At 70.6% G+C, this 26,490-nt stretch carries 25 protein-coding genes; 16 read left to right on the top strand and 9 right to left on the bottom strand.

Annotated features, from left to right (window positions below; translation table 11 throughout):
* The first annotated feature begins 250 nt into the window (after nt 1-250).
* Both ACZ5VD_RS22835 and hutH read left to right on the top strand, forming a co-directional pair.
* Nucleotides 251-1,399 (top strand): GGDEF domain-containing protein, encoded by a 1,149-nt coding sequence (locus ACZ5VD_RS22835; RefSeq protein ID WP_468547415.1) that lies wholly within the window; start codon nt 251-253, stop codon nt 1,397-1,399.
* A 98-nt stretch (nt 1,400-1,497) separates the two neighbouring features.
* On the top strand, nt 1,498-3,036 hold the full coding sequence (gene hutH, locus ACZ5VD_RS22830) for a histidine ammonia-lyase (RefSeq protein ID WP_468547829.1): 1,539 nt from the start codon (nt 1,498-1,500) through the stop codon (nt 3,034-3,036).
* Between the two features lie 62 nt (nt 3,037-3,098).
* Here the strand turns inward: hutH and ACZ5VD_RS22825 are convergent, their stop codons facing one another.
* Nucleotides 3,099-3,878 carry a hypothetical protein gene (locus ACZ5VD_RS22825; protein WP_468547414.1) on the bottom strand — a complete coding sequence of 260 codons (780 nt, stop codon included), beginning with the start codon at nt 3,876-3,878 and terminating at the stop codon, nt 3,099-3,101.
* Between the two features lie 42 nt (nt 3,879-3,920).
* On the bottom strand, nt 3,921-4,256 hold the full coding sequence (locus tag ACZ5VD_RS22820) for an LAETG motif-containing sortase-dependent surface protein (RefSeq protein WP_468547413.1): 336 nt from the start codon (nt 4,254-4,256) through the stop codon (nt 3,921-3,923).
* Nucleotides 4,257-4,365: 109 nt separating this feature from the next.
* On the opposite strand from ACZ5VD_RS22820, the gene ACZ5VD_RS22815 reads away from it, so the two are divergent.
* The 8 genes from ACZ5VD_RS22815 (at nt 4,366) to ACZ5VD_RS22780 (ending at nt 14,126) form a co-directional block, all read left to right on the top strand.
* A complete protein-coding gene (locus ACZ5VD_RS22815) occupies nt 4,366-4,746 on the top strand; it encodes a hypothetical protein (protein ID WP_468547412.1) in 381 nt (126 codons plus the stop codon).
* 219 nt (nt 4,747-4,965) lie between these two features.
* Nucleotides 4,966-6,219: a L,D-transpeptidase gene (locus ACZ5VD_RS22810; protein ID WP_468547411.1), complete on the top strand. Its 1,254-nt coding sequence runs from the start codon at nt 4,966-4,968 to the stop codon at nt 6,217-6,219.
* 145 nt (nt 6,220-6,364) lie between these two features.
* Nucleotides 6,365-7,846: an ABC transporter permease gene (locus tag ACZ5VD_RS22805; RefSeq protein WP_468683073.1), complete on the top strand. Its 1,482-nt coding sequence runs from the start codon at nt 6,365-6,367 to the stop codon at nt 7,844-7,846.
* A 45-nt stretch (nt 7,847-7,891) separates the two neighbouring features.
* Nucleotides 7,892-8,599 carry an ABC transporter ATP-binding protein gene (locus ACZ5VD_RS22800; RefSeq protein ID WP_468683071.1) on the top strand — a complete coding sequence of 236 codons (708 nt, stop codon included), beginning with the start codon at nt 7,892-7,894 and terminating at the stop codon, nt 8,597-8,599.
* Nucleotides 8,600-8,859: 260 nt separating this feature from the next.
* Entirely contained in the window at nt 8,860-12,180 is a 3,321-nt protein-coding gene (locus ACZ5VD_RS22795) for a S8 family peptidase (RefSeq protein WP_468547828.1), read from the top strand.
* A gap of 80 nt (nt 12,181-12,260) precedes the next feature.
* A complete protein-coding gene (locus ACZ5VD_RS22790) occupies nt 12,261-13,031 on the top strand; it encodes a globin domain-containing protein (protein WP_468547408.1) in 771 nt (256 codons plus the stop codon).
* A 102-nt stretch (nt 13,032-13,133) separates the two neighbouring features.
* A complete protein-coding gene (locus ACZ5VD_RS22785; RefSeq protein ID WP_468547407.1) occupies nt 13,134-13,553 on the top strand; it encodes a hypothetical protein in 420 nt (139 codons plus the stop codon).
* 60 nt (nt 13,554-13,613) lie between these two features.
* Nucleotides 13,614-14,126, top strand: a complete 513-nt coding sequence (locus ACZ5VD_RS22780; protein ID WP_468547406.1) for a hypothetical protein — start codon at nt 13,614-13,616, stop codon at nt 14,124-14,126.
* Between the two features lie 37 nt (nt 14,127-14,163).
* On the opposite strand, the gene ACZ5VD_RS22775 is transcribed toward ACZ5VD_RS22780, so the two are convergent.
* Nucleotides 14,164-15,093 (bottom strand): helix-turn-helix domain-containing protein, encoded by a 930-nt coding sequence (locus tag ACZ5VD_RS22775; RefSeq protein WP_468547405.1) that lies wholly within the window; start codon nt 15,091-15,093, stop codon nt 14,164-14,166.
* A gap of 183 nt (nt 15,094-15,276) precedes the next feature.
* On the opposite strand from ACZ5VD_RS22775, the gene ACZ5VD_RS22770 reads away from it, so the two are divergent.
* The gene (locus tag ACZ5VD_RS22770) at nt 15,277-16,320 is read left to right on the top strand and encodes an NAD(P)-dependent alcohol dehydrogenase (protein ID WP_468547404.1); all 1,044 of its coding nucleotides are present in this window, start codon (nt 15,277-15,279) and stop codon (nt 16,318-16,320) included.
* A gap of 135 nt (nt 16,321-16,455) precedes the next feature.
* Here the strand turns inward: ACZ5VD_RS22770 and ACZ5VD_RS22765 are convergent, their stop codons facing one another.
* Genes ACZ5VD_RS22765 through ACZ5VD_RS22755 form a run of 3 tightly spaced genes read right to left on the bottom strand, consistent with a single transcriptional unit; the run spans nt 16,456 to nt 19,633 of the window.
* Nucleotides 16,456-17,523, bottom strand: coding sequence for a FecCD family ABC transporter permease (locus ACZ5VD_RS22765; protein ID WP_468683093.1), 1,068 nt, complete (start codon nt 17,521-17,523; stop codon nt 16,456-16,458).
* A 53-nt stretch (nt 17,524-17,576) separates the two neighbouring features.
* On the bottom strand, nt 17,577-18,566 hold the full coding sequence (locus tag ACZ5VD_RS22760) for a FecCD family ABC transporter permease (protein WP_468683069.1): 990 nt from the start codon (nt 18,564-18,566) through the stop codon (nt 17,577-17,579).
* Nucleotides 18,563-19,633 carry an ABC transporter substrate-binding protein gene (locus tag ACZ5VD_RS22755; protein ID WP_468683068.1) on the bottom strand — a complete coding sequence of 357 codons (1,071 nt, stop codon included), beginning with the start codon at nt 19,631-19,633 and terminating at the stop codon, nt 18,563-18,565. The genes ACZ5VD_RS22760 and ACZ5VD_RS22755 overlap by 4 nt, the downstream gene beginning before the upstream one ends.
* Nucleotides 19,634-19,775: 142 nt before the next feature.
* Between ACZ5VD_RS22755 and ACZ5VD_RS22750 the strand changes: the two genes are divergently transcribed.
* The 4 genes from ACZ5VD_RS22750 (at nt 19,776) to ACZ5VD_RS22735 (ending at nt 22,560) form a co-directional block, all read left to right on the top strand.
* Nucleotides 19,776-20,159 carry a VOC family protein gene (locus ACZ5VD_RS22750; RefSeq protein WP_468683067.1) on the top strand — a complete coding sequence of 128 codons (384 nt, stop codon included), beginning with the start codon at nt 19,776-19,778 and terminating at the stop codon, nt 20,157-20,159.
* Nucleotides 20,160-20,480: 321 nt separating this feature from the next.
* On the top strand, nt 20,481-21,032 hold the full coding sequence (locus ACZ5VD_RS22745) for a DUF3455 domain-containing protein (RefSeq protein ID WP_468683064.1): 552 nt from the start codon (nt 20,481-20,483) through the stop codon (nt 21,030-21,032).
* 388 nt (nt 21,033-21,420) lie between these two features.
* Entirely contained in the window at nt 21,421-21,708 is a 288-nt protein-coding gene (locus ACZ5VD_RS22740; protein ID WP_468547399.1) for a DUF1905 domain-containing protein, read from the top strand.
* Nucleotides 21,709-21,933: 225 nt separating this feature from the next.
* The gene (locus tag ACZ5VD_RS22735) at nt 21,934-22,560 is read left to right on the top strand and encodes a hypothetical protein (protein WP_468683063.1); all 627 of its coding nucleotides are present in this window, start codon (nt 21,934-21,936) and stop codon (nt 22,558-22,560) included.
* Between the two features lie 107 nt (nt 22,561-22,667).
* Here ACZ5VD_RS22735 and ACZ5VD_RS22730 read toward each other — a convergent pair whose 3' ends face one another.
* Nucleotides 22,668-23,591, bottom strand: a complete 924-nt coding sequence (locus ACZ5VD_RS22730; RefSeq protein WP_468683090.1) for a DUF5829 family protein — start codon at nt 23,589-23,591, stop codon at nt 22,668-22,670.
* A 264-nt stretch (nt 23,592-23,855) separates the two neighbouring features.
* Between ACZ5VD_RS22730 and msrA the strand changes: the two genes are divergently transcribed.
* The gene (gene msrA, locus ACZ5VD_RS22725; RefSeq protein WP_468547397.1) at nt 23,856-24,368 is read left to right on the top strand and encodes a peptide-methionine (S)-S-oxide reductase MsrA; all 513 of its coding nucleotides are present in this window, start codon (nt 23,856-23,858) and stop codon (nt 24,366-24,368) included.
* 219 nt (nt 24,369-24,587) lie between these two features.
* Here msrA and ACZ5VD_RS22720 read toward each other — a convergent pair whose 3' ends face one another.
* Nucleotides 24,588-25,658, bottom strand: a complete 1,071-nt coding sequence (locus ACZ5VD_RS22720) for a MerR family transcriptional regulator (protein ID WP_468683062.1) — start codon at nt 25,656-25,658, stop codon at nt 24,588-24,590.
* Nucleotides 25,659-25,661: 3 nt separating this feature from the next.
* On the bottom strand, nt 25,662-26,396 hold the full coding sequence (locus ACZ5VD_RS22715) for a HEAT repeat domain-containing protein (RefSeq protein ID WP_468683060.1): 735 nt from the start codon (nt 26,394-26,396) through the stop codon (nt 25,662-25,664).
* Between the last annotated feature and the right edge of the window lie 94 nt (nt 26,397-26,490).

Genomic DNA, 26,490 nt, shown 5'->3' with positions numbered 1-26,490 from the left:
CCACCCCCCAAGACATGCGATCGACAGGGGGAGAAAGTCATGCCAACTCCGAAGGCCGGGCGCCCCATTGCGGGGCTACCAAAAAGGTAATGGGGTAAAGGTTCGGGGTCTGGGGGCGGAGCCCCCAGGGGTGGGTGCCTCTTGGGCTACCGCGTCGGGTGGGGGGTGGGGAAAGGTCCGGGGGCTGGGGTGGTCACCCCTGTGGCGTGGAAAGTGACCGGTTCGTCCTGAACGTCCCTAGCCTGGGGTGATGGGTGAGGACAGTCGGCTCGCGGGCATCGTCGCGTTGGCGCAGGGCATGGCCGCGGCGCACAGCTCGCGGGAGGTGTGGTGGGCCGCCGCGAGCGGGGCGTACCGCGCGCTCGGCGGGAGCTTCGCCGCGCTGTCCATGTGGGAGCGCGACCTGGGCCGCCTCAGGGTCCTCGTGAACGTCGGCGAGCGGGCCGAGGGCGAGGAGGAGTTCCCGGACGACGAGGCCTACCCGGTCCACCAGTTCGCCGAGATCGCCGAGTTCCTGCACGAACGCTGGGCCGGGGGCGGCGAGCCCAACGCCTGGGTCGAGACCGCGGCGGGCCCGGCCGCCGGGCGCCGGCCCGGTTACGTCCATCAGCGCGTCGCCGCCCTGCGCAGAAGGGGCCGCGGCTGCTGCGTGGTCGCACCGATCGTGCTGCACGGCCGGGCCTGGGGCGAGCTGTATGTCGCCCGGCCCGTCGGCGCCCCCGTCTTCGGTCGCGAGGACGCCGATTTCGCCACCGTTCTGGCCTCTGTGGTGGCCGCGGGCATCGCTCAGACCGAGCGTCTGGAGGAGGTGCGGCGGCTGGCGTTCACGGACGCGCTGACCGGCCTCGCCAACCGCCGGGCCGTGGACGCCCGCCTGGACGAGGCGGTCGAGCGGCACCGCAGGGAGGGGGCGGTCGTCAGCCTCGTCGTCTGTGATCTGAACGGGCTCAAGCGGGTCAACGACACCCGCGGTCACGCCATCGGCGACCGGCTCCTGGAACGGTTCGGCTCGGTGCTGTCGGTGTGCGGTGCGATGCTGCCCGGCGCGCTCGCCGCCCGCCTGGGCGGGGACGAGTTCTGTCTCCTCGCGGTCGGGCCGCCCGCGGACGACGTCGTCAAGGTGGCCGACGAACTCTGCCGCCGGGCCGCCGAGTTGGAGCTGGGGGAGGGCGTCGCCTGCGGGGTCGCCTCCACCGAGGACCCCATCGGGTCGGTGCGCTCCGCCCGCCGGCTCTTCCGGCTCGCCGACGCCGCCCAGTACCGGGCCAAGGCCGAACGGGCCACCCGGCCGGTCGTCGCCGGGCGCGAGGGTCCGGACGATCCCGTCGTACGCCTGGCCGACGAGCCCTCCGTCGAGACGCCGAGCGCCGAGCGCCGCCGCTTCCGTGGCCGCGGCTGAGGCGCGCGCCGGCCGGGATGTGACCTATCGGTAAGGGGCAAACCCCGCCCCCACTGGTGACATCCTCGAATTCACTGCGTACGCTCCTGAATATGGATATGCACACTGTGGTGGTGGGGACGTCCGGGGTCACCGCGTCCGACGTCCTCGCCGTGGCGCGCGGCGGCGCCCGGATCGAACTCTCCCAGGAGGCGGTCGCGGCCCTCGCCGCCGCCCGCGGCATCGTGGACGCGCTGGCGGCCAAGCCCGACCCCGTCTACGGCGTGAGCACCGGCTTCGGCGCCCTGGCGACCCGGCACATCAGCCAGGAACTGCGGGCCCAGTTGCAGCGCAACATCGTCCGCTCGCACGCCGCCGGCATGGGGCCGAGGGTCGAGCGGGAGGTCGTACGGGCCCTGATGTTCCTGCGCCTGAAGACGGTCTGCTCGGGACACACGGGCGTCCGCCCCGAGATCGCGCAGACCATGGCCGATGTGCTCAACGCCGGGATCACACCGGTCGTCCACGAGTACGGCTCCCTCGGCTGCTCCGGCGACCTCGCCCCGCTGTCCCACTGCGCCCTGACGCTGATGGGGGAGGGGGACGCGGAAGGGCCCGACGGCGTCGTGAGGCCTGCTGGTGAGCTGCTCGGCGAGGCCGGTATCGCGCCCGTCGAACTGCGCGAGAAGGAGGGGCTCGCCCTCCTCAACGGGACCGACGGCATGCTCGGCATGCTGGTCATGGCCCTCGCCGACCTGGACACCCTCTACAAGTCCGCCGACATCACCGCGGCCCTCTCCCTGGAGGGCCTGCTCGGCACCGACAGGGTCCTCGCCCCCGAACTGCACGCCATCCGCCCGCACCCCGGGCAGGCCGCCAGCGCCGCCAACATGCTGGCCGTGCTGAAGGGTTCGGAGCTCACCGGGCACCACCAGGACGACGCGCCCCGCGTCCAGGACGCCTACTCCGTGCGCTGTGCCCCGCAGGTCGCCGGAGCCGGGCGGGACACGATCGCGCACGCCCGGCTGGTCGCCGAGCGGGAACTGGCCTCCGCCGTCGACAATCCCGTGGTGCTGCCCGACGGCCGCGTCGAGTCCAACGGCAACTTCCACGGCGCCCCGGTCGCCTACGTCCTCGACTTCCTGGCCATCGCCGCCGCCGACCTGGCCTCCATCGCCGAGCGCCGCACCGACCGGCTGCTCGACAAGAACCGCAGCCACGGGCTGCCGCCGTTCCTCGCCGACGACCCGGGTGTCGACTCCGGGCTGATGATCGCCCAGTACACGCAGGCCGCGCTGGTCAGCGAGTTGAAGCGGCTGGCCGTACCGGCGTCCGCGGACTCGATCCCGTCCTCCGCGATGCAGGAGGACCACGTCTCCATGGGCTGGTCGGCCGCCCGCAAGCTGCGCACCGCCGTCGACAACCTCACCCGGGTCGTCGCCATCGAGCTGTACGCCGCCAGCCGCGCGGTCGAGCTGCGCGCCGGGCTGACCCCGGGGCCGGCGTCCCGGGCGGTCATCGACGCCGTACGGGCCGCCGGGGTTCAGGGGCCGGGGCCGGATCGTTTCCTCGCGCCCGACCTCGCCGCCGCCGACGCCTTCGTGCGTGCCGGGCACCTGGTCACGGCGGCGGAGACGGTCACCGGCCCGTTGCGCTGAGCCGCATACGGACACCGCCTCGCGGCCCCATCGGTCGACCGACCGATGGGGCCCTGGGTGGACTACTTGAGCTTGGCGCCCTGCGCGTCGATCACGGCGGCCGGGACGTCGTACGCCTTGCCGGTCGTGAGCGCGGAGAAGTTCACCGAGTAGAACGAGGCGACGGTGTTGCCGTACCGCACCACCTCGGTGTGGAAGGTGCCGGACTCGCCGTCCGCGCCGGAGTCCACGGCGAACGCCACGGACTCGTCACCGGCGCCGGATGCCTTCTCGGTGGTGATCTTGCTGATCTTCGTGGCGGTGCCGTCGGCGGTGAAGCCGAAGCCGCCGGAGCAGGCCGTGACGCCGTCGGAGACGGCCTTGAAGGCCTTCGCCGCGCCGTCCCCTTCGTACGAGGAGAGGCCCACATAGGTCGCGGTGAGGTTGAAGGCCTCGGCGAAGTCGCCCGAGGAGGCGGCGTCCGTGGGGGCGTCCTCGGTGACGGAGTTGCTCGCGGTCGCGTCCGTCTCGCCCGGCGGCAGCGCGGCCATGGCGTAGGCGACGGGCTCGCACTCGGCCTTGTCGATCTTCTTCAGCACACTCTTGGACTTCGGCAGGGTGTCGTCGCCGGAGGTGACCTTGTAGCCCTTGACGTCGGCCGTCGCCAGCAGCAGCTTCTCCAGCTCGGCCGCGGTGTACGTCTTCGCGTTCGTGTTCGCGGAGCCGGAGTCGGCGGCGTCCGAGGAACTCGCGGAGCTCTTGGGGTCGGCCGCCTCGTCCTTGGAGCAGCCCGTTATGAGGGCTAGCGAAAGAACCGTCACGGCAACCGTGGCGCTCGTCCGCGCGCTTGTTGTTCTCGTCATGGGCGGACTATGAAGGTTTCCTGAAGAGAACGTCAAGCGCGTTTAAAAACCCAGGCGTTCCCGTCGTACCGAGTAGACGACGAACCCGGCGCCCAGGGCCAGGCAGAGGGTCCCGCCGGCGATGTACGGCGTGGTGTCGAAGCTGCCGGTGTCGGCGAGCCGGGTCTCCTCGGCGAGTGGGGCGCCCACCTCGGACGTGCTGTCCGAGCCGGTGGACGTGACCCGTGCCTGGGTCGTGACCTGCGACGTCGGAGTCGAGGAGAGCTCCGATCTCGTCGGCTGGTCCCCTGTCGCGTTCGCGGAGGGGACGAACCACAGGGCGCCCAGAAGGGTCCCCGCGGCGGTGGCGGTCAGCAACGGACGGCGAGCGGATGACACGGAATATCGATCCCCTTGTGGCGCTGGCGAATTGGCCGTGTGGGGCGATGTTAGTGAAAGGCGCGGGTCACGGGAAAGTCACGGGAGGCATGGGTCGTACGCTCCGGACATGAGCACACCAGAGACATCACGTTTTGTGCGGATTCGCGTCGAGCTGGTCCTTGAGATCGACGACGCCGCGGCCGTCACCGGGGCCGCGTTGGCACGGATCGTGGACGACACCGACATGCCGGCCGAGGAAAGGGTGCAGGCCGAGAGCACTGTGACGGAGGACACCGCGGAGGCCCTCGCCTACCTCGTCGACCCGTTCGACCTGGTCAGCGAGATCCCGGGGGTCGAACTCGCCCAGGCCACCTGGTCCAGCGAGGAGATCGAGCACGACCCCGATTCGCCGGACTGGGTCCTCGACGAGGATGATGTCGACGACGAAGGCGAGTACGGCGGCGGGACCGGGGTCGAGGGCGACCACGAGGACGAGCGGGTCGGCTGACGCTCTTGGGGAAATCGTGACCCCGGGCGGCAACCGCCGTCCGGGGTTTCGTCGTCTCAAGGGGCGCACGGACCGACACCCGCACCACCCGCTTCGGCGAACGTGGTGTGCCCCACACCTTCGGAGAATGTGGAACGGGACGAACCGGTCGTAGCGTTGAAAGTTCTTGACGGGGACTCTCGGGGTTCTGGGGATTCGGCAACGATGGAGAAGCGTGTGATGACCAACAGTAGGCGGCGCAGGGGCCTGACGGTCGCGTCCGCACTGCTCGGCGGTGTGCTGGTGCTCTCGGCGTGTTCCGGGGGCGACGACAACGCCTCAGGGAGCGACGGCGGTGGCGACAGCTCACAGTCGAAGGTCGACGAGGCTGCGGCCAAGAAGACCTCCGAGGCCCAGATCAAGATCACACCCAAGGACGGCTCGGACAACGCCTCCATCAACAACTCCGCAGCCGTCACCGTGAGCAAGGGCACGCTCACGGACGTGGAGATGACCACCGCGGACGGCACCGCGGTCAGTGGCGCGATATCCGCGGACAAGACCACCTGGAAGCCCAGCGCCCAGCTGGAGCGGTCCACCACCTACAAGGTGGCGGCGGAGGCGAAGGACGGCGACGGCCGCGTCGCCCACGAGAACGCCTCCTTCACCACGGTCTCCCCGACCAACAGCTTCATCGGCACCTACACGCCGGACGACGGCACCACCGTCGGTGTCGGGATGCCCGTGTCGATCAACTTCGACAAGGCGATCACCGACAAGGCGGCCGTCCAGAAGGGCGTCACCGTCACCAGCACCAGCGGTCAGGAAGTCGTCTGCCACTGGTTCAACGCCAACCGTATGGACTGCCGGCCCGACGAGTACTGGCAGGAGAACTCCACGGTCACGCTGAAGCTGGCGCTCGACGGTGTCGAGGGCGCCTCCGGTGTCTTCGGCGTCCAGCAGAAGACGGTCACCTTCAAGATCGGCCGCAACCAGGTCTCCTACGTCGACGCCAAGACCAAGCAGATGAAGGTCACGCAGGACGGCAAGACGGTCAAGACCATCCCGATCTCCGCCGGTTCGCCGGACAACAAGACGTACGAAGGCATCATGGTGATGTCCGAGAAGTTCAAGGAGACGCGCATGAACGGCGCGACCGTGGGCTTCACCGACGACGACGGCAAGGGCGAGTACGACATCAAGGACGTGCCGCACGCCGTCCGGCTCACCAACTCCGGCACCTTCATGCACGGCAACTACTGGGGTGCCAAGTCCATCTTCGGCAGCGTGAACACCAGCCACGGCTGTGTGGGCCTGTCGGACACCAAGGGCGCCAACGACCCGAACACGCCCGCCGCGTGGGTGTACAACCACTCGATCCTCGGTGACGTCGTGGTCGTCCAGAACACCGGCGACAAGACGGTCGCCCCGGACAACGGCCTCAACGGCTGGAACCTCGACTGGGCCGACTGGAAGGCCGGTTCGGCGGTCTGACCCACCCCGATCGACCCGGAGTCCACAGTTTTCCGATGCCGCCCTCAGGGGCGGCATCGGTGTTTCCGGGGCCCCCCACAGCCTTCTCATCATTCTCTTATGTCGGCCTTATCCAGTCATCACGAGCCGTACCTACCTTGCGGCCATGTTCTTCACCTACCTGAGGCGCGAGCTGCGCCGCCGCAGAAAGGCGGCCCTGGTCGTCGCCTCCGGGCTCGCGCTGGGTATCGCGCTGGTCATCGTGGTCAACTCCGTGTCCTCCGGCATGGGCAAGGCCCAGGACAAGGTCCTCCAGTCCCTCTACGGGCTCGGCACGGACATGACGGTCACCAAGGCGGCCCAGCCGCAGACCGGCTCCTCCGAACGCCCACGCTTCCAGTTCGACGCGCAGGACAACGACTCCGGTGACGAGCAGAGCAGCGACCGTGTGATGGTGCAGGGCTTCCAGACCCTCTCCACCGCGACCGTCACCAAGGTCGGCCGGCAGACCGGGGTCTTTGACGCGGTCGGCGGTCTCAGCCTCCAGGTCATCAAGGTCAGCGGCGAGTTCACCCGCGGCCAGTTCCAGCAGAACGGCCAGGGAGGCAACCAGCAGGGCGGCACCCCCGGCGCCGGCGGCGGCGGCAGCGGCCGGCCGCAGGGCGAAGTGCGGGGCGGCGGCGCCAACTTCGACGTCAACAACTACTCCGTCTACGGCACCGACGTCACCAAGCCGGCCCTCGGCCCGCTGACCTCCTCGAAGATCACCAGCGGCCGTACGTTCACGTCCACGGAGACCGACGCCAAGGTGGCCGTCCTCGACTCGGCGTACGCCAAGGAGAAGAAGCTCAAGACCGGCGGCACGGTCACCGTCAAGAGCGTCAAGTACCAGGTGATCGGCGTCGCCACGGCCGACAGCGGGGACGCGGCGGCCAACGTCTACATCCCGCTCCAGCAGGCCCAGACCCTGAGCGACTCGAAGAACAAGGTCACCACGATCTACGTCCAGGCGGCCGACTCCCAGCAGATCGACAGCGTCAAGTCGACGATCCAGAAGAACATCTCGGGTACGACGGTGACGACCTCCGCCGACCTCGCGGACACCGTCTCCGGCTCCCTCTCCACCGCCTCCTCCCTCGCCACCAGCGTCGGCAAGTGGCTGTCGATCGCGGTGCTCGTCGCCGCGTTCCTGGTCGCCGGTCTGCTGACCTCCTCGGCGGTCTCCCGCCGGGTGCGCGAGTTCGGCACGCTGAAGGCGCTGGGCTGGAAGTCGGGCCGGGTGACCCGGCAGGTCGTCGGCGAGGCGATGGTCAACGGCCTGCTGGGCGGCGCGCTGGGAATCGCCCTCGGCCTCGCGGGCGCCTACGTCGTGACGGCGATCAGCCCGACGCTCCAGGCGCAGTTGGGCAGCACCGGAGGTGGGGGCGGCGCGGGCGGCGGCCCCGGTGGCGGGGGCGGCTTCGGCGGCGGCCCCGGACGCCAGACCGCCTCGCAGACGATGGAGGTCGCCCTGACGGCCCCGGTGAGCCTCACCACGGTGGCCGTCGCGGTGGTGCTGGCCGTGGCCGGCGGTCTGATCGCGGGCGGCTTCGGCGGCTGGCGGGCGTCCCGGCTGCGCCCGGCGGACGCGTTGCGCCGAGTCGAGTAGCACCCGCCCCGATCCCCTCAGCCACCCCAGGAGTTGTTGTCACCCATGTACGAACTCAAAGGCGTCACCAAGCGCTACACCCGAGGCAAGGACACCGTCGACGCGCTCGCCGGCGTGGATCTCACCATCGCCGACGGCGACCGCCTGGTCATCCAGGGCCCCACCGGCGGTGGCAAGTCCACCCTGCTCCAGATGCTCGGCGCCCTGGACAGGCCCACGGCAGGCGAAATCGTCCTCGACGGCACCGACTTGGCCAAGCTGTCCGAGGCCAGGCTGACCACGGTCCGCAGCGAGAACATCGGCTTCGTGTTCCAGAGTTTCAACCTCATCCCGACGCTCACCGCCCAGGAGAACGTCGAGACCGCCCTCGTCCCGCTCGGGGTGAAGGGGAAGGAGCGGCGCGAGCGGGCCGCCGAGGCACTGCGCTCGGTCGGGCTCGGCGAGCGGCTGGGACACCTCCCCGGTGAGATGTCCGGCGGCCAGCAGCAGCGCGTCGCCATCGCCCGTGCGCTCGTCAAGCAGCCGAAGGTGCTGCTGGCCGACGAACCCACCGGCAACCTCGACGAGTCGATGCGCAACGAGATCATGGACGTACTGGAGACGATGTGGAAGGAGCTCGGGCTCACCTTCATCATGGTCACCCACGACTCCGCCATCGCGAAGAAGGCCCCTCGGGTGGCGACGATCCGCAAGGGCAGGATCACGGTGAAGGAGAACTCGGTGAAGGAGAACACGGCGAACACCGCCTCGTAGCGGCCCCAAAGGCCGTTCGTGGCAGGCGTGTTGAGGCGCGTTCAGGGGTGCAGGCGCAATTTGATCGGCCGAGTGCTTTCGCTCACCCGGCGATCGTGTAACAGACCCCACTGTGAGGCATCTGTCCCTTGAGGCGCCTGATCACCCCCCGGCATACTGCGGAGACCGGGGGGTGCACGCGCAAGTGTGCGAGACCGCCCCCGGCCGGGTGAACGGGGATTCGCCCGGTTCTTCTGCAAGGGGGAAACTTGCGCAGACAAGTGAAAAGGGCATGCGCGGCCACCGTCGCCGCAGCGGCCGCCGTGGCACTGGCGGCGGGCATGACCAGCCCGGCATCCGCCGACGTGGAACAGGCCGCGAGCGTCACGAGCGCCGCGAAGGCCGGACTCACGGCCAAGCACCGCATCACCCTGATCACCGGTGACCGGGTCGTCGTCGACGCCAAGGGACGCGTCGTGGGCCTGGAACCGGCCAAGGGCCGCGAACACATACCCGTCCAGCTCCGCAAGGGGGACGGACACACCTTCGTGGTGCCGGCCGACGTGGCCCGTCTGGTCGCCACCGGCAAGCTCGACCAGCGGCTGTTCGACATCACCGAGCTCAACAAGGCCGCCACCCGCTCGTCCCAGAAGCACGGACTGAAGGTGATCGTCGGCTACAAGGGCGCCTCGGCCGCCACCAAGGCGGACGTCCGTGACTCGGGCAAGCTGCGCCGCAGCCTGGCCTCGCTGAACGCGGACGCGATCCAGACGCCCAAGCAGGACGCGCCCGAGCTGTGGGACGCGGTCACCAACGGCGACAAGACGGCCTCCGGTATCGCGCACGTCTGGCTGGACGGCGTCCGCAAGGCCAGCCTCGACAAGTCCGTGCCGCAGATCGGCGCCCCCAAGGCGTGGGCGGCCGGCTACGACGGCAAGGGCGTCAAGATCGCCGTCCTGGACACCGGTGTCGACGGCACCCATCCCGACCTCAAGGGCCAGGTGATCGCGGAGAAGAACTTCTCCACCGCCGCCGACCTCACCGACAAGGTCGGCCACGGCACCCACGTCGCCTCCATCGCGGCCGGCAGCGGCGCGAAGTCCGGCGGCAAGTTCAAGGGTGTCGCCCCGGGTGCGAAGCTCCTCAACGGCAAGGTCCTCGACGACGACGGCTTCGGCGACGACTCCGGCATCCTCGCCGGCATGGAGTGGGCGGCCGCGGAGGGCGCCGACGTCGTCAACCTGAGCCTCGGCGGCTCGGACACCCCGGAGATCGACCCGATGGAGGCGGCGGTCAACAAGCTGTCCGCCGAGAAGGGCATCCTCTTCGCCATCGCGGCCGGCAACGACGGCGACTCCGGCGAGCAGACCATCGGCTCCCCGGGCAGCGCGGCCTCCGCCCTGACCGTCGGCGCGGTCGACGACAAGGACGTCCTGGCCTCCTTCTCCAGCCGCGGCCCCGGTCTCGACGGTGCCCTCAAGCCCGACGTGACCGCCCCCGGCGTGGACATCACCGCGGCCTCGGCCCCGGGCAACGCCATCGCCGACGAGGTCGGCGAGAGCCCGGCCGGGTACATGACCATCTCCGGTACGTCGATGGCGACCCCGCATGTCGCGGGCGCGGCGGCGATCCTCAAGCAGCAGCACCCGGACTGGAAGTTCGCCGAGCTGAAGGGCGCGCTCACCGGCTCCACCAAGGGCGGCAAGTACACGCCGTTCCAGCAGGGTTCGGGCCGTATCCAGGTCGACAAGGCCATCAAGCAGACGGTGATCGCCGACCCGTCGTCGGTCAGCTTCGGCGTCCAGCAGTGGCCGCACACCGACGACAAGCCGGCCACCGAGCAGGTCACCTACCGCAACCTCGGCACCACCGACGTCACGCTGAAGCTGACGTCGACCGCCACCAACCCCAAGGGCCAGGCGGCCCCGGCGGGCTTCTTCACGCTGGGCGCCACCTCGGTGACGGTCCCCGCGGGCGGCAAGGCGTCCGTCCCGCTGACCGTCAACACCAAGCTCGGCGGGACCGTCGACGGCGCGTACTCCGCGTACGTGACCGCGACCGGCGGCGGCCAGAGCGTCCGTACGGCCGCGGCCGTGCAGCGCGAGGTCGAGTCGCACGACGTCACGCTCAAGTTCCTCGACCGTGAGGGCAAGCCGGCCAAGTACTACAACGCCGACCTGACCGGTGTCTCCGGCCTCGCCACGGACAAGCGGTTCTCGCCCTACGAGGAGGACGGCACCGTCACGGTGCGCGTGCCCAAGGGCGGCTACATCTTCAACTCCTCGGTGTTCGTGGACCCGGAGGACTTCGTCAAGGGCGTCGACTGGATCGCCCAGCCGAAGGTGAACGTCAACAAGAACACCACGCTCACGGTGGACGCCCGCAAGGCCAAGCCGGTCGACATCACCGTGCCGGCCACGGGGACCGAGTCGCGCTTCGCGGCACCGTCCTTCTCGGTCGACACTCCCGACGGCGGCTGGGGCTTCGGCTGGTGGCTGGACTCGTACCAGGGCTTCCGCTCGGCGCACCTCGGCCCGCAGATCACCGACGGCTCGGTGAGCCAGCAGTGGGACGGCCACTGGGTCAAGGGTGCCGACCAGGAGTACGACACCATCGCCGGCTCCAAGGTGAAGCAGCTCGCCACCGGTTACACCAAGCACTACAAGGCGAGCGAGCTGGCCAAGGTGAAGGTCGGCATGGGCGCCGCGGCGAGCGGCAAGAAGGGCGCGGTCAGCGCGACCGGCTGGCTTCCCGGCGCCTTCTCCGCCACCTCGATCGGCATCCAGCAGACCCTGCCCGGCACCCGCACCCTGTACCTGTCCACCGCGAACGGCGTCCAGTGGGACATGTCCTTCGATCAGCAGGCCGGCACCGACCCGGACGGCTTCCCGATCAGCGAGGCGTACTACGTCCTCAGCGGCTTGCAGACCTTCAAGGCCGGCAAGAGCTACTCGAAGACCTTCAACAAGGCGGTCTTCGGCCCGCACCTGAACGCGTCCTTCGGTCTCTACCGTGACGGCAACAGCATCAGCGGCTTTGTCCCGCTGTTCGCCGACGGCCAGGCCAACCCCGGTTCCTCGAACTTCACCTCGGTCACCACGACCCTCTACCGCAACGGCACCAAGGTCGGCACCCACGACGACCCGCTGTTCGGCGAGAAGGAGTTCAAGGTCCCGTCGGCGAACGCCGAGTACAAGCTGACCACTTCGGTCAAGCGCAGCGTCAAGGTCGCGGCGGCCTCCACCCGCATCGACGCGAGCTGGACGTTCAAGTCCAAGAAGACCGCCGACTTCACCAAGCTGCCCGCCTCCACCGTCCGCTTCGCGGCGACCACGGGTCTGGACAGCAAGGTCGAGGCCGGCAAGACGGTCAAGATCCCGGTGATCGTCGAGGGCGCGGCCAAGGGCTCCAACCTGAAGTCGCTCGCCACGTACGTGTCGTACGACTACGGCCAGACCTGGAAGAAGGTCACCGTCAAGGACGGCAAGATCAGCGTGAAGAACCCGGCGAAGGGGAAGGCCATCTCCTTCCACGCGAAGATCGCCGACAAGAAGGGAAACAAGTCGACGATCTCGATCTACAACGCGTACTACGGGAAGTAGACCCCGGATGCGTTGAGCGTTGAGCGAAAGGCCTGCCGGAGGCGCAGCTTCCGGCAGGCCTCTCGTGTTTGTGTGGGCGCATGACCGCTGAGACCGTCGAATACGTCCGGTACCGCATCCCCGAGGAGCAGTCGGCGGAATTCCTCTCCGCCTACACCAAGGCCGCCGCCCTGCTGGCCGCGGCACCGGAGTGCGTCGCCTTCGAACTGGACCGCTGCGAGGAGGACTTCGAGCACTACGTCCTCCGCATCATCTGGACCTCGACCGAGGCCCACCTCGAAGGCTTCCGGAAGTCGGAGCGGTTCCCCGACTTCCTCGCCGAGATCCGGCCGTTCATCGCGCACATAGAGGAGATGCGGCACTACAAGCCGACCACCGTCCGGGGCACGGGGACGGCCGTGCCGACGCTCTACGCGTGGGCGGGCGGCGCGGAGGCCTTCGCCCGGCTGACGACGGTGTTCTACGAGAAGGTCCTCGCGGACGAGTTGCTCGCCCCCGTCTTCGCGGGGCTGGACCCCGACCACGCCGAGCACGTGGCCCTCTGGCTCGCCGAGGTCTTCGGCGGCCCGCCCGGCTACTCCGACACCCAGGGCGGACACGGCCACATGGTCGCCAAACACATGGGGCGGGGGATCACCGAGCCGCAGCGCCGCCGCTGGGTGAACCTGATCCAGGACGCGGCGGACGAGGCGGACCTGCCCACCGACGCCGAGTTCCGCTCGGCGTTCCTCGCCTACGTGGAGTGGGGCACCCGGCTCGCCGTGCACTTCTCCGGCCCGGACGCCAGAACACCGGCGGAGCAGCCGGTGCCGAAGTGGACGTGGGGGGCGGCACCGCCGTACCAGGGCTGACCGCGCCACCTTCGTGCGCGCGGCACCCTGACACATCACAGGATGTGCCGAGGCCGGTTCGCTGCCAGGGTCGTGACCCTCGGCAACCGAAAGAAGGCACTGATGACGTCACGACTGTTCCGGTCCCGGCTCGGATCCGTGGCCGCCGCGGGGGCGGCCACGGCGCTGCTCACCGCCGGCGCCGGGCTGCTCGCGGCCGCACCGGCCCAGGCCGCCCCACGCCCCTGCCCCGGCGCCGGTCCGGGCGACCCGGCCCGCTGCGCCCAGGTCATCGGCATCGACGCGGGCTCGGCCCTGGTCATGCGCACGGCACCGAACTACGGAGCGGGGGCCGTGGCCCGCTACGGCAACGGGCAGTGGCTGGAGACGGAGTGCTGGACCACCGGCGACCCGGACGCGGACGGCCACGGCTACCGCTACTGGATGCGGGTCTCCACGGGAAGCTCCTGGGGCTATGTCAACGACTGGTACCTCGACACCGGCGGCCCGGGCACCTGGAAGTCCCAACTCCCGCAGTGCTGAGGGGAGTCGGCGTCGGTGCCGAGGGGGAGCCGACGTCGTTCGTTGCATAACATCCCCCTCATGACCGACGCCCTCGCCACCACGATCACCGCCGTCGTCGGCGTCCTCGGGACCCTCTTCGCGCCGGTCCTCAGCCACCGGCTCAGCACCCGGCAGCGCGCCGAGGAGACCGAACTCGCCGAGCGCCGAAGGACGTTCGAGGAGTTGCGGGACGCGTACACGGCGATGAACCGGGCCTCCCGGCAGTTCCACACGCTGCTCAAGGACGCCCTGCACCGGCTGCGCGACGACGTCTACGGCGACCAGGAGCGCGGGCGGCTGGAGGAGGCCCGCCGCGACTACCGCGACCGGTACGCCGAGGCACAGATGGTGGTGCCGAAGCGGATCCTGGAGGCATCGCGGGCCGTCAACGAGGTGCTCGCGGACATCGACTCCGTCGCCAAGCGGCTCGACCGGGGCCGGGCCCGGGAGGGTGAGAGCGCCCAGCAGGCGCTGCTGGACCTCAAGGCGGCCGAGCCCCGGCTGAGCGCGCTGCGGCAGGCGATGCGGGAGGACCTGGGCGTCCGCGAATAGGCGGCGGGCCCCCCACGCACGGCCGCCGAACGCCGGGTCAGCCCCGGTGCGTCGTCGAGTCGCTGCCCGCCCGGGTCGCGTCCGTGCCCCAACTGGCCAGCAGACGCAGGGCGTCGGCGGACGGCGAGCCCGGTTCGGCGTGGTAGGTGATCAGGGTCTGTTCCTGGTCGTCGATCAGACGGAACGACTCGAAGGAGAGTTCCAGGCCGCCGACGAGCGGGTGGTGCAGCCGCTTGACGCCGTGGTTCTTCTCCTTGACGTCATGGGTGGCCCACAGCAGCCTGAACTCCTCGCTCTTCACGGAGAGTTCGCCCACCAGGGCGGAGAGCCGCGGGTCGTCCGGGTGGCAGCCCGCGTCCATCCGCAGATAGCTGACGATGTCCGTCGCCTTCTGCTCCCACTCGACGAACAGCTCGCGGTACTCCGGCTTCAGGAACGTCATCCGCGCCCAGTTCCGCTCCTGCGGCGGCAGCTGCTCCCAGTCGCCGAAGACGGCCGCGGCCATCCGGTTCCAGACCAGGACGTCGGAGCGCCGGCCGATGACGTACGCGGGAACGCCGTCCATCGTGTCCAGCAGCTGCCGCAGCGCGCCCCGCACCTGCTGGGTGCGCGCGGTCTGCTTCTTCTTGTGCTGCTTGGGCTTCGCCAGATGCGTGAGGTGGGCGTGCTCGGCGTCGGTCAGCCGGAGCGCGCGGGCGATGGCGTCGAGGACCTCCGCCGACACGTTGCGCCCGTTGCCCTGCTCCAGTCGGGTGTAGTACGCCACGGACACCCCGGCCAGCTGCGACAGCTCCTCCCGGCGCAGCCCCGGCACCCGGCGGTGCCGCCCGAAGTCCGGCAGCCCGACGTCCTCCGGCTTCAGCCGGGCCCGCCGGGTGCGCAGGAACTCGCTGAGCTCGGCACGCCGGTCCAGGGACCCGCCGCCCGCCGGGGCGTGGTCCGGTGCGGATTCGGGATTGTCGTCCATACGTCCAGTATTCACGGTCGGATTCCCGGTCGTACGCACACCAGCCTGACCCCGCCAGTGGTAGGAACAGCGGACGTACGCAAAGCCGTGGCCTGGGTGAATCCCGTCCCGTGGGGCACTCTGGAGATCGTGCCCGGCCGGAAGGCAGCCGGGCACGACGCCACTGCTAGGAGAACCCTCGGCATGACCACTGTTGCTGCGTACGCCGCTCCCGCCGCCAAGGCCCCCCTGGAGCGCACCACCATCGAACGCCGCGCGGTCCGCGAGTTCGATGTGCTGATCGACATCAAGTTCGCCGGCATCTGTCACTCGGACATCCACCAGGTCCGCGAGGGCTGGGGCGAGGCGATCTTCCCGATGGTCCCGGGCCACGAGATCGCGGGCATCGTCTCCGAGGTCGGCCCCGGGGTCACCAAGTACCAGGTCGGCGACCGCGTGGGCGTCGGCTGCATGGTCGACTCCTGCCGCGAGTGCGAGAACTGCCGAGCCGGCCTGGAGCAGTACTGCACGGGCGGCGGCATGGTCGGCACGTACAACGCCCTCGACAAGGACGGCGAGCCCACCTACGGCGGCTACGCCGAGAAGATCGTCGTCGACGAGAACTACGTCGTCCGCGTCCCCGACGGCCTGTCGCTGGACGTCGCCGCACCCCTGCTCTGCGCCGGCATCACCACGTACTCCCCGCTCAAGCACTGGAACGCCGGCCCCGGCAAGAAGGTCGCCGTCCTCGGCATGGGCGGCCTCGGCCACATGGCCGTCAAGATCGCACACGCCCTCGGCGCCGAGGTCACGGTCCTCTCGCAGTCCCTGCGCAAGCAGGAGGACGGCCTGAAGCTGGGCGCCGACCACTACTACGCCACCAGCGACGAGAACACCTTCAAGGAGCTGGCGGGCAGCTTCGACCTGATCATCTCCACGGTCTCCGCCTCGCTGGACTTCGGCGCGTTCCTCTCCCTGCTGCGCACGGACGGCGCGCTGGTCAACGTGGGCGCCCCCGAGGAGCCCATCGCGCTCAACCTCTTCACGCTGATCATGGGCCGCAAGACCCTCGCGGGCTCCGGCATCGGCGGCATCCAGGAGACCCAGGAGATGCTGGACTTCTGCGCCGAGCACAACCTCGGCGCCGAGATCGAGCTGATCTCCGCCTCCGAGATCAACGAGGCGTACGAGCGGGTGCTGGCGAGTGACGTCCGGTACCGGTTCGTGATCGACACGGCGACGATCTGATCGTTCCGCGGACAGGGCCCCGGCGGGGTCGTCCGCCGGGGCCCTGTCGTATGCCGCGCCGCCTTGCGCCTGGTGGCATGCGCGTCCTGTGGTCTGCCGTCCGCCGCTGGCCGGATGTGTCTTGTCGTACGCCTGTCAGCGGGTCGTCGTCCGACGGCCCAGCAGCCACAGCAGATACGGTCCGCCGACCAGGGACGTGAGCGCGCCCACCGGGACCTCCAGCGGGGGCAGCAGTGTGCGGGCCGCGAGGTCGGCGGCGACCAGGACGAGCGCACCGATCAACGCCGAGCAGATCAACGGCAGTTGGGGCGTACGGGTGATACGGCGGGCCAGCTGGGGAGCGGTCAGGGCGACGAACCCGATGGGGCCCGCGGCGCCCGTCGCCGTGGCGGCGAGGACGACCCCCAGCACGGTGAGACCGAGCCGGGCCCGGTCCACCCGTACACCCAGCGCCGCCGCCGTGTCCGGATCCAGCCCGAGCGGCCGCAGCGCCCGGCTCGCCCACACCAGCGCGGGCAGCGCCAGGACGAGGACGACGGCCAGCGGCCCCGCCTGCTCCCAGCCCCGCCCGTTGAGACTGCCGGTCAGCCACAGCTTGACCTGCTCCGCGGCCTCCAGCTCACTGTCGGTGAGATACAGCTGCACGATCGCGGACAGCGCCACACCGATCCCGACGCCGGTCAGCACGAACCGGCTCGGCTGCATGCCGTGCCGCCACGCCAGTACGTAGACCAGCGCCGCCGCGGCGAGCCCGCCGGCCACGGACACGGCGGGCAGCGCGCCGGGCGACGCGACGGTCCCGGTGGCCAGCGCCAGCACCGTCGCGGCGGCGGCCCCGTGCCCGACGCCGATCACATCCGGACTGGCGAGCGGATTCCGGGTCACGCTCTGCACCAGCGCCCCGGACACCCCGAGCGCGGCCCCCACCAGCGCGCCCAGCACGATCCGCGGCACCCGCAACTCCCCGACGACCAGGTCGTAAGGCCCCGCTCCGGTGCGCAGGGTGTGCCAGACCGTGACGGGGGAGACGTAGGTCTGCCCCAGGCAGGCCGAGGCGAGCATGACGGCGGAGAGGAGGACGAGGAGGATCACGGCGGCGCCGACCGAGCGGCGGTGGAGGAGGAGGGAGACGCGGGGGGCGGGCCGGAAGACCGTCAGCCCGCGGGCAAGCGGGGCGGCTCCCGACCCGGAGAAGGGCGGCACCCCGCAACGCCGGGGCGCGCGACCGACCAGCCGGCACCGGTGCCGGGTGCGCTTCACGCGACGGCCCCCTTCCGACGCACCAGGACCACCAGCACCGGCACCCCGACCAGCGCCGTCATCACCCCGGCCGGCACCTCCGCGGGCGCGCGCACCACCCGCCCCGCCACATCCGCGCCCAGCAGCAGCGCCGCGCCCAGCAGTGCGGACAGGGGCAGCAGCGTGCGATGTCCCCCGGACACCAGCCGTCGTGCCAGATGCGGCACGGCCAGTCCCACGAAGGCGATCGGACCGGCGGCGGCGACCGCGGCGGCCGTCAGCAGGGTCGCGCCGAGTGCCGCGGATCCCCGTATCAGCCCCACCCGATGGCCCAGCGCCCGTGCCGTCTCGTCGCCGAGGGCCAGCGCGTCCAGGCCGCGCGCGCAGGCCAGCACCAGCAGCGCCCCGGCCGCCAGGAACGGCAGCATGCGGACGACGGTGTCCGCGTCCCGTCCGCTGAGCGCGCCCACCTGCCAGAACCGGAACTGGTCGAGGGTGGCGGAGCTGGAGGTGAGGACGACGGTCGTGGCACCGGCGGTCATCGCGGAGAACGCCGTCCCCGCCAGCGCCAGCTTCACCGGCGAGGCCCCCTCCCGTCCCCGCGCGGCGATGGCGTACACCAGACAGGCGGCGACGACGGCACCGGCGAAGGCGTACCAGACGTATCCGCCGAAGCCGTTCGCCAGCCCGAAGCCGATCGCGAGGACGACCCCGGCCGCGGCGCCCTGGCTGAGCCCGAGGATGCCGGGGTCGGCGAGCGGGTTGCGGGTGACGGCCTGGAGCGCGGCGCCCGCGACGCCGAGCGCGGCACCCGCCGTCAGTCCGACCTCGGTACGCGGCAGCCGCAGCGACCGTACGACGAGGGCGTCCCGTGAACCCCCGCCGTGCAGCAGGGCGTCGAACACGGCCGACAGCGGCACCGCGCGGGTGCCGACGGCGAGGCTGAGCATGCCGACGGCGGCCACCGCGAGGACGGCCGCCGGCCAGGCGAGGCGTTTCGGGCTCACTTGCCGAGGTGCCCGGCGAGCTGCCGTATCACCAGCCGTGCGGCGGTGGGGCCGGCGTTGAGGTACCAGGGGTCGTCGTCGACCTTCACGGCCTGCCCGGCCTCGACGGCCTTCAGCGACTTCCACAGGGGTCCGGCCAGCACGCTCTCCGCGTCGGTGTCGGACGCGTCGCCCTGGACGGAGTAGAAGATCCAGTCGCCGTCGGCGGTGTCGACGCTCTCCGGGCCGATGTCCTCGGAAATCGCCTTGAAACGCTGCGACTTGGGCCGCGACAGTCCCATGTCGACGGCGACGGACCCGGTGAAGGAGGAGACGCCGAACATGCGGGTGCGGTCGGGGGTGAACCTGACCATGGAGACGGTCGGGTCGCCTTCGACGGCCTTCCCCTTCTCCTCGGCGCCGTCGACGATGTCGTCGAGGAGGGCCTGGGCCGCCTCGCCCTTGCCGACGGCGTCGCCGACGAGGAGCAGGTCGCGCTTCCAGTTGATGCCGTTGCCGGCGGTGATCACGGTGGGCGCGATCTTCGACAGCTTGGGGTAGAGGTCGCCGAGCGAGTCGTTGGCGAGGATCAGATCGGGCTGGGCGGTGGCGAGGGACTCCAGGTTGGGGGCCTGCCGGGTGCCCGCGTCGGTCATCGCGGCGAGCTTCGCCTTGTCCTTGGGGAAGGCGTCGGCCAGGTAGTCGGGGACGAGCCCGGCGTTGTCGGCGCGGGTCGTCGCCGTCGGCACGATGCCGAGCGACAGCAGGTCGTCGAGCTGACCCGTGCTGAGTACGGCGATCTTCTTCGGTGCGGTCTTGAGGGCGGTCTTCCCCTGGAAGTGGGTGACCGTCCGGGGAAAGGTTCCGTCCGTGTCCGTGTCGGCACCCATGCCGTCGGCGAGCGCGCTGGGCGCGGCGGACGGCCCCTCCGTGGCCCCCTCCGAGGCGCCCATCACCGGATTCCGCGCCCCGGCCGCCTGCTCGGCGTCCCCGCCCCCGGCACCGCCGTCCGACGACGAGCAGCCGACGAGCAGCCCTCCGGCCAGGGTTGCGGCCAGGACGGCCCTCACTGCTACAGCTGCGCGCACGACGACTCCGACGATCAGAACACTTCAGAAACTAAGGCAAGCCTTACTTTAAAGGGTGTCGGAGTATGGTCGGTACGGAGGCCGGAGGAGGGGGCGCCTCGTGCGGAGACCGGCCCTCCCGGCGCGTCAGGAGGCCCACAGGATGACCGTCCACCTGAACCACACCATCGTCGCCGCCCACGACAAGCACACCTCGGCCCGGTTCCTCGCCGACATCCTCGGCCTGGAGGTGGGCCCGCCCTACGGCCCCTTCCTCCCCGTGGAGATCCCGAACGGCGTGACCCTCGACTACCTGGACACCCCCGGCCCGATCACGCCGCAGCACTACGCCTTCCTCGTCTCCGAGACCGACTTCGACACCATCTTCACCCGCGTCCGGGACGCCGGCCTGACGTACTGGGCGGACCCCTTCCACCGCCGCGCCGGCGAGATCAACCACAACGACGGCGGCCGGGGCACCTACTTCGACGACCCGAACGGCCACAACCTGGAGATCCTCACCAGGCCTTATGGCAGCGTGAGTTGATCCGGTGTCCCGCGCCCGGTGCCCGGTGTGAGGCGGCGTGCCCGATCGTCTGCCCCGTAGTCCCTCGTCGAACCGGGCCCCGGAGGCGATACTCCCTACCCGTGAGCCGTACCCCGATATGGCGGGAACGACCCTCGGTGATCTGGACCCCTCGTGGCTGAAGAACGGGGCGCAGCCGCGCGCAGCGCAGGGTCGAGTGCTCATGACCGTTCACCGGGCCTCGCAGGCTGCGCGGACCACGCTGTTCCGGCACCGGGACACGCACGGCGTCCGCGTCCACGCCCGCGAACTCGTTCAGAAAACGTTCTGGAGACCCACCTGATGAAGCTCGCCAAACGTCTCGTCCTCACCACCACGGCCCTCGCCGCCGTGGCCGCCGGCACGCTCCTGAGCGCGACGGCCGGTCAGGCCGCGACCCCGCAGCAGGCCCGCACCGGCGTCGACGTTCCCGCCGCGCTGAAGGTCCCCGCCGGCAACAGACTCACCGGCGTCTTCTCCGCCGAGGGCGTCCAGACCTACACCTGCACCGACGGCGCCTGGAAGCTGCTGGAGCCCGCCGCCGCCCTCTGGGCGAAGAACGACCGCTCCCACCGCACCGTCGCCCTGCACTCCCGCGGCCCCGTCTGGGTGTCGACGGTGGACGGCAGCGCCGTCAACGCCGCCGCCGTCGCCACGTCCCCCAAGACCGGCACCATCCCCGAACTCCTCCTGAAGTCCACCGCCACCCGCGGCACCGGGACCTTCGCCGACGTCTCCTACATCCAGCGCCTCAACACCCGCGGCGGCGTGGCCCCCACGACCGCCTGCACCGGCACCGACCAGGTCAGCGTCCCGTACTCCGCGACGTACACCTTCTACAAGCCCGCCAAGTGACGCACTGAGCGGTTGGGTGGTCGAGCGGTAAGCAGCAACGGCGGGGCCCTCTGGACGAGTTCAGGGGCCCCGCCCTGCTGTGGGCGCGGGTGGATCAGCGGTTCCTGGCGCGGCCGGGCCGCGCGGCCGTGGTCGGCGTGATCGCCGTCACCGCCTGATCCGGTGGGCAGTACTCCACTCCGGCTCTAGCCTGGCCACCGTGAGCGGCACCGGCAGGCCGGTGGGCAGGTGGGTCGGTCGCGGCAGGCCAGCCAGCCGACCGGGCCGGCGAAGGGGGGATGTCTTTCCCTCTCTGCGAGTGCCTACTGGTCGCTCACAACGAGGAGTGGCGGCACGGCATGTACACCGAGCGGGACTCGGCCGTACTCGCGAAAAGGGGACTGACACGGTGGAGCTAGCCTTCGCGGGCCGGGTGGTCGAGTGGCGCGGGCCGTCGCCGTACTACTTCGTCCCTGTGCCGGACGAGGAGTCCGCCGACATCCGGGAGGTGGCCGCGATGGCTTCGTACGGCTGGGGGGTGATCCCGGTGGAGGCACGGATCGGCGAAGTCGTCTTCGAGACGTCGCTCTTCCCCAAGGACGGCCGCTACCTGCTGCCGCTCAAGGCCGCCGTACGCAAGCGACAGGGCATCTCGGCAGGTGACGACGTCGCCGTGGAGATCTCCGTCCGGCTCTAGCCCCGGACCGGGGCCTGCGTCGAGGGGGGTCGGTGTCGGGATGCGACGCGAAACCGATCCCGAGTAGCCCACCGGCAAGGACTCCGTACGCGGACTCGAAGACAGGCCGCCAGGGCGCGGGCGCGGGAACGACCGGAGCCACCCTCTTGATCTGCTTCGGCACCTGTTCATGGTCTCCCTCCAGGCGACTACCGCGCGGGACCGGGCAGTTGAGAGGATCACGGCATGGCGGCCTCCGACGAACATCCCCCCGACGGCTGGGCCTTCCTCGGAGTCGGAGACCCGCTCCTGGTCGTCCACGACGAACAGCGCGGCCTCCTGGCCGTGGCAGGAACGGAGACACACGACAGAGCCACGCCGGTCGCGGCCTACAACAGCCGTTCCTTCGTCCGCCGCGCGCTCATCCGCTCACGCTTCCCCGTGCACGCACTGGCCTTCCATCCCCGGCGTCCGCTGCTCGCGATAGGCACCGGTAGCTACGACGGCGGCTACTTCTTCGAGGGGGAGCTCCTCCTTCTGCACCTGAAGACAGGGGCGGTCGCCTCTCTCATCGAGAACGAGTTCGGCCGTCAGGTTCTGGGACTGGAGTGGCTCGACGAACGGTCGCTGCGTGTCCTCATGGCACCGCCGGACGACTGGCGGGACGAAGCGGCGCACGAGAACGGACACGTCGCCGTGGTGGACCGAGCCGACTGGACCGCCGTCCCCGCCCGGTCACTCGGTGATCGGGACCTGGCCGGCCCAAGGACCCTCGCACCGCGTCCCGAGCCCCGCGAGGCAGCGCAACGAGCGGTCGCCGCACTGCGCGCCCTCTGGCAAGCCCAACGAGGCGGACCTTCGGGAGACCTGTGAAGGTCCCTCGACGGCATTCGCAGAACGGGCCCCGCCGCAAGGTGTGCGGCGGGGCCCGACTGCTCAGTGGCGGGGCGCGCCCCCTGGAGGGCATGCCCCACTGGCTACTACGGGGTGCCGTTCTCGGCGAACGTCCACACGGCGCGGCTGCCCGGGCCGACGACGAGCTTCGAGGTGCCGATCCGTTCCACGTGCCGGTCCTTCACGGGCCGGTTGAGGGAGAGCTCGATCCGTTGCAGGCCCGCCTGGTCGCGAGGGACGGCGTCGAACCGGATCGTGGTGCCGTCGCGCTCCGCGACGACGCTGCCGTTCCCCACGGTGCGGACGGCGAAGCCTCCGGCCCGCAGCAGTGGCACGGTGTCGGCGAGGTCGCCCTCGGTCACCGCGAGGCGGAGGGAGGTGACGTCACGCATCAGGTGGGTGCGGTAGTCGTCGGAGAGGTAGCGCTCGCGGCCCACGTCACCGGGGAAGCTCGCCGGCTCGGTTTTGCCGCGCGGGTCGGCGAAGTACTCCGGCCGGTACTCCATCGCCCAGGCGCCGAAGGCGTCGTACTCGGTGGTGGTGAGGATGGCGTCGAACCACGGCACGGGCACGCCGTCGCCGAAGTCGCGCGTCTGGAGGAACTCGACGGGGTCGGCGACGCCCTCGTTCTTCAGCCGCTCGGTGACCGTCGCCAGGTCTCCCGCACGCTCGGTCGAGAGACCGAGGCCGGCGGAGCCGAGAGTGCCGTCCGGGCCGGCGAGGTCACCGACTCCGAACAGTTCGAGGTAGGTCTCGCGGCCCATCAGATAGCGGCCGGTCCAGGTCTGTCCGCCGGTACCGGTCGTGGTGCGGACCTGGAAGTTGGCGAAGTCGCGCAGGTAGTCGGAGTGTTCGATGGCGTCCGCGGTCTCCCGGTCGAGAACGCCGTAGGAGTGGTTGTAGAACAGCAACTGCCGATCGTGCGACGGCGCCCCGTTCTCCTCGGCCTGGACTGTCCCCACACCACCCCCGACCGCACCGGCGAGAGTCACGGCGAGCACAGTGATCATCCGTAATGTCCGACGAATCAGCATGGGATGGATCGTAGGGCGGGGAGCCTGTGGTTGCTGTTCTTTTCGAACGTGAGACCGCGGGGCGCTGATCACCGGACCGGACCGGAGTGGAGCCGGGTCGAGTCGATCAGCGGTGCCTTCTGCGGCGGCGTCGGAATCGCCTGGAACCCTCGTGCGTTGAGGAGGGTGGGCAGAGGATGCCGGTGGTGTGCGAGCCGAGCGGCCCGAGTGACCGAGCTGACAGAAACTGGAGGGTCGTACATGGCTGCGCAGACGCAGAGGGCCGTACTGGCGGGCGGATGCTTCTGGGGGATGGAGGAGCTGATCCGCCGACTCCCGGGCGTGACGGCGACCCGGGTGGGATACACCGGGGGCGACGTGCCGAACGCGACGTACCGCAACCACGGCACGCACGCGGAGGCCATCGAGATCCTTTTCGACCCCGCGAAGACCGACTACCGCGCGCTCCTGGAGTTCTTCTTCCAGATCCACGACCCGAGCACGAAGGACCGACAGGGCAACGACATCGGCCTCAGCTACCGCTCGGCGATCTACTACGTGGATGACGAGCAGAAGCGGATCGCCGAGGACACGATCGCGGACGTGGACGCCTCCGGTCTGTGGCCGGGCAAGGTCGTCACCGAGGTGGAGCCGGTGGGGCCCTTCTGGGAGGCCGAGCCGGAGCACCAGGACTACCTGCAGCGTTACCCGGACGGCTACACCTGCCACTTCCCGCGCCCGGGATGGCGGCTGCCCACCCGCGCCGAGAGCTGACCGAGAGACGACGCGGCGCACGCCGGACGCCGGACGCCGACTGACTGACGCACGCCGACAGACGGAGGTCGATCGACTGAGGCTGATCGACGGAGGTCGGCTGACGGACGCCGGCTGACCGAGGCTCCGTCGCCGGGGCCCGCTTGTCTCCGCGGGGGCCGTCGGCGTCGGCCCGCCGGTAAGCGCGTACGGCGGCCCCCAGGCCCCGGGAGGGATCCGTCAGCCGGTGTCGCGCAGCCGAAGAAGGTACGTCGCGGTCAGCGCGACGGCACGGTCCCCGTCGTGCGAGAGCTCCACGAGGGCACGTGAGGCCGTCGCCCCCGGGACGGCCGCCAGCGCCTGGGTCAGTCGTCCGCGGGCCGGTGCTTCGGTGGTGTCGTGGGCGAGGCGGTCGACGAGCCTGGCGGCGATCCGGTCCGCCGTCGCCGCGTCGCTCGCCGACGCGCTCAGTGCGTCGGCCGCGTCGACGTCGTTCCGCCCCTCCACGATCATGTCGACGAGCGTCGGGACCGCGTCGACGTCTCCACGCGTCCCGAGGGCCAGGGCCGCATGGCCGCGGACCACGGCGTCGGGGTGCGCGAGGGCCTCCCGCAGCCGGGCGCCGGCTTCATCACCGGGCATCTCGGCGAGGGCCTGAACAGCGCGTTCCCGCACCGCGGCCACCGGTGAGCCGAGCCCCTCCGCCAGCAGGGCCGTGCCGCTGTAGCTGCCGCCGTTGCCGTTGCCGTCGCCGCTATCGCCGCTATCGCCGTTGCCGTTGGCGGCGCCGTCGCTCGATCGTGCCAGCGCCCACCGGAGGGCTCCGGCGACGTGCGGATCCGCCTCCCGGAGTACCGCCTCGACCAGGGCCTCCACCGGCACCGGAACCGCGTCGGCCGAGGAGAGGGCCGCACGCTGGCGCGCGGCAGCGCTGTTCGATCCCAGCGCCTGGAGGACCGCGACGACCTGGAGGACGTCCTCCCAGCCGACGGGTTCCACGGCATCGATCCGGCGGAGCCGTGTGAGCAACTCCGTCTCGGCGGCGATGCGTTCACGCGTCTGACGGATGAGGTCGTCGACGAGCGCCGAGGGCGTGAAGCCGGGATCGTCGAGCGCGCGTCCGATCTCACGCAGCGACAGTCCCAGCGACCTCAGGCTCTCGATGTGGAAGATCCGCCGGATGTCCTCGCCGGAGTACTCCCGATATCCGGAGCCCGTACGGCCCGAAGGACGCAGGAGGCCGAGCGACTCGTAGTGCCTGAGCATGCGGGCACTGACCCCGGACCGTCGCGCCACCTCACCGATCAACACGTCCTATTGTCCCTCCAGTTGTCCCTCCTGTTGTTTCTCCTGTTGTCCCTCCTGGCCCGAGCCGCCGAGGGCCACAAGGCGCTTCGCCTCCTCGATCGCGAACTCGAAACCGCTGTCCGGGTCGCGCAGCAGCCGTTCCGTGGCGAGCGCGTGCGCGCGCACCAGCAGGTCAGGGGCCGTCGACGCGGCACGCAGGGCCGGCAGAACGACCTCGCCCAGCGCGACCAGCGCCCGACTGAGACTCCGCTGCGTCTCCCGCTCCCCGCGCCCGAGCTGCGTCGCCAGCACCGCGGCCAGCCCTGGCTCCTCGCCTTCCGGTACGAGCATGACCGCGGCCCGCCACGCGCTCCGCGCCACCTCGTCGTCGGCGTCGGACAACAGCGTCCGGGTGATCGCCGGCCACGCCGTCCGGTCCCCGATCTTGGACAGCGTGTGCAGCGCCTGGCTCCGCGCCTGCGCACGCTCCGAGCGGGTCTCGCTGAGCAGCGCGGGGAGCGTCACGGACACCGGGTGGCGGGTGAGCGCCCAGGTCAGCATGTCGCGGACGAAGAACTCGGGCTCGATCGCGCACCGCTCGACGAGCGTGTCGACGAAGCGCGGGTCCGGCGTCGTGCCGAGTGCCAGAGCCGCCCGCAGTCGCACGGACGAGCGGCCGTCGTCCAGGGCCTGCAGGCACTGCAGGCCCTGCGTGCTCTGGAGCGCTCGTAGCGCATCCGTGTCCTGGCTCGTGGTCGTCATCGAGACCACCTCCTCGGCACACAGTGAAGGCCTTGTCACCGTGTCAAGGTCAAAGCCTCAGAAGCCGTCGAGCGATCCCCTCGACCTTCGACCT

It is taken from the genome of Streptomyces sp. NPDC032822, assembly GCF_055578825.1.
Note: the sequence above shows the minus strand (reverse complement) of the source record. Positions and strands in the feature narration are given on the sequence as shown.

Bases quoted from the DNA above. Each gene is read 5' to 3' on its own strand.
- ACZ5VD_RS22770 (WP_468547404.1), top strand. From the start codon at position 15,277: ATGACCACTGTTGCTGCGTACGCCGCTCCCGCCGCCAAGGCCCCCCTG.
- ACZ5VD_RS22835 (WP_468547415.1), top strand. From the start codon at position 251: ATGGGTGAGGACAGTCGGCTCGCGGGCATCGTCGCGTTGGCGCAGGGC.
- ACZ5VD_RS22715 (WP_468683060.1), bottom strand. From the start codon at position 26,396: ATGACGACCACGAGCCAGGACACGGATGCGCTACGAGCGCTCCAGAGC.
- ACZ5VD_RS22735 (WP_468683063.1), top strand. From the start codon at position 21,934: ATGGCGGCCTCCGACGAACATCCCCCCGACGGCTGGGCCTTCCTCGGA.
- ACZ5VD_RS22810 (WP_468547411.1), top strand. From the start codon at position 4,966: ATGACCAACAGTAGGCGGCGCAGGGGCCTGACGGTCGCGTCCGCACTG.
- ACZ5VD_RS22780 (WP_468547406.1), top strand. From the start codon at position 13,614: ATGACCGACGCCCTCGCCACCACGATCACCGCCGTCGTCGGCGTCCTC.
- ACZ5VD_RS22750 (WP_468683067.1), top strand. From the start codon at position 19,776: ATGACCGTCCACCTGAACCACACCATCGTCGCCGCCCACGACAAGCAC.
- ACZ5VD_RS22785 (WP_468547407.1), top strand. From the start codon at position 13,134: ATGACGTCACGACTGTTCCGGTCCCGGCTCGGATCCGTGGCCGCCGCG.
- ACZ5VD_RS22805 (WP_468683073.1), top strand. From the start codon at position 6,365: ATGTTCTTCACCTACCTGAGGCGCGAGCTGCGCCGCCGCAGAAAGGCG.
- ACZ5VD_RS22825 (WP_468547414.1), bottom strand. From the start codon at position 3,878: ATGACGAGAACAACAAGCGCGCGGACGAGCGCCACGGTTGCCGTGACG.
- hutH (WP_468547829.1), top strand. From the start codon at position 1,498: ATGCACACTGTGGTGGTGGGGACGTCCGGGGTCACCGCGTCCGACGTC.
- msrA (WP_468547397.1), top strand. From the start codon at position 23,856: ATGGCTGCGCAGACGCAGAGGGCCGTACTGGCGGGCGGATGCTTCTGG.
- ACZ5VD_RS22815 (WP_468547412.1), top strand. From the start codon at position 4,366: ATGAGCACACCAGAGACATCACGTTTTGTGCGGATTCGCGTCGAGCTG.
- ACZ5VD_RS22790 (WP_468547408.1), top strand. From the start codon at position 12,261: ATGACCGCTGAGACCGTCGAATACGTCCGGTACCGCATCCCCGAGGAG.
- ACZ5VD_RS22730 (WP_468683090.1), bottom strand. From the start codon at position 23,591: ATGATCACTGTGCTCGCCGTGACTCTCGCCGGTGCGGTCGGGGGTGGT.
- ACZ5VD_RS22745 (WP_468683064.1), top strand. From the start codon at position 20,481: ATGAAGCTCGCCAAACGTCTCGTCCTCACCACCACGGCCCTCGCCGCC.
- ACZ5VD_RS22800 (WP_468683071.1), top strand. From the start codon at position 7,892: ATGTACGAACTCAAAGGCGTCACCAAGCGCTACACCCGAGGCAAGGAC.
- ACZ5VD_RS22775 (WP_468547405.1), bottom strand. From the start codon at position 15,093: ATGGACGACAATCCCGAATCCGCACCGGACCACGCCCCGGCGGGCGGC.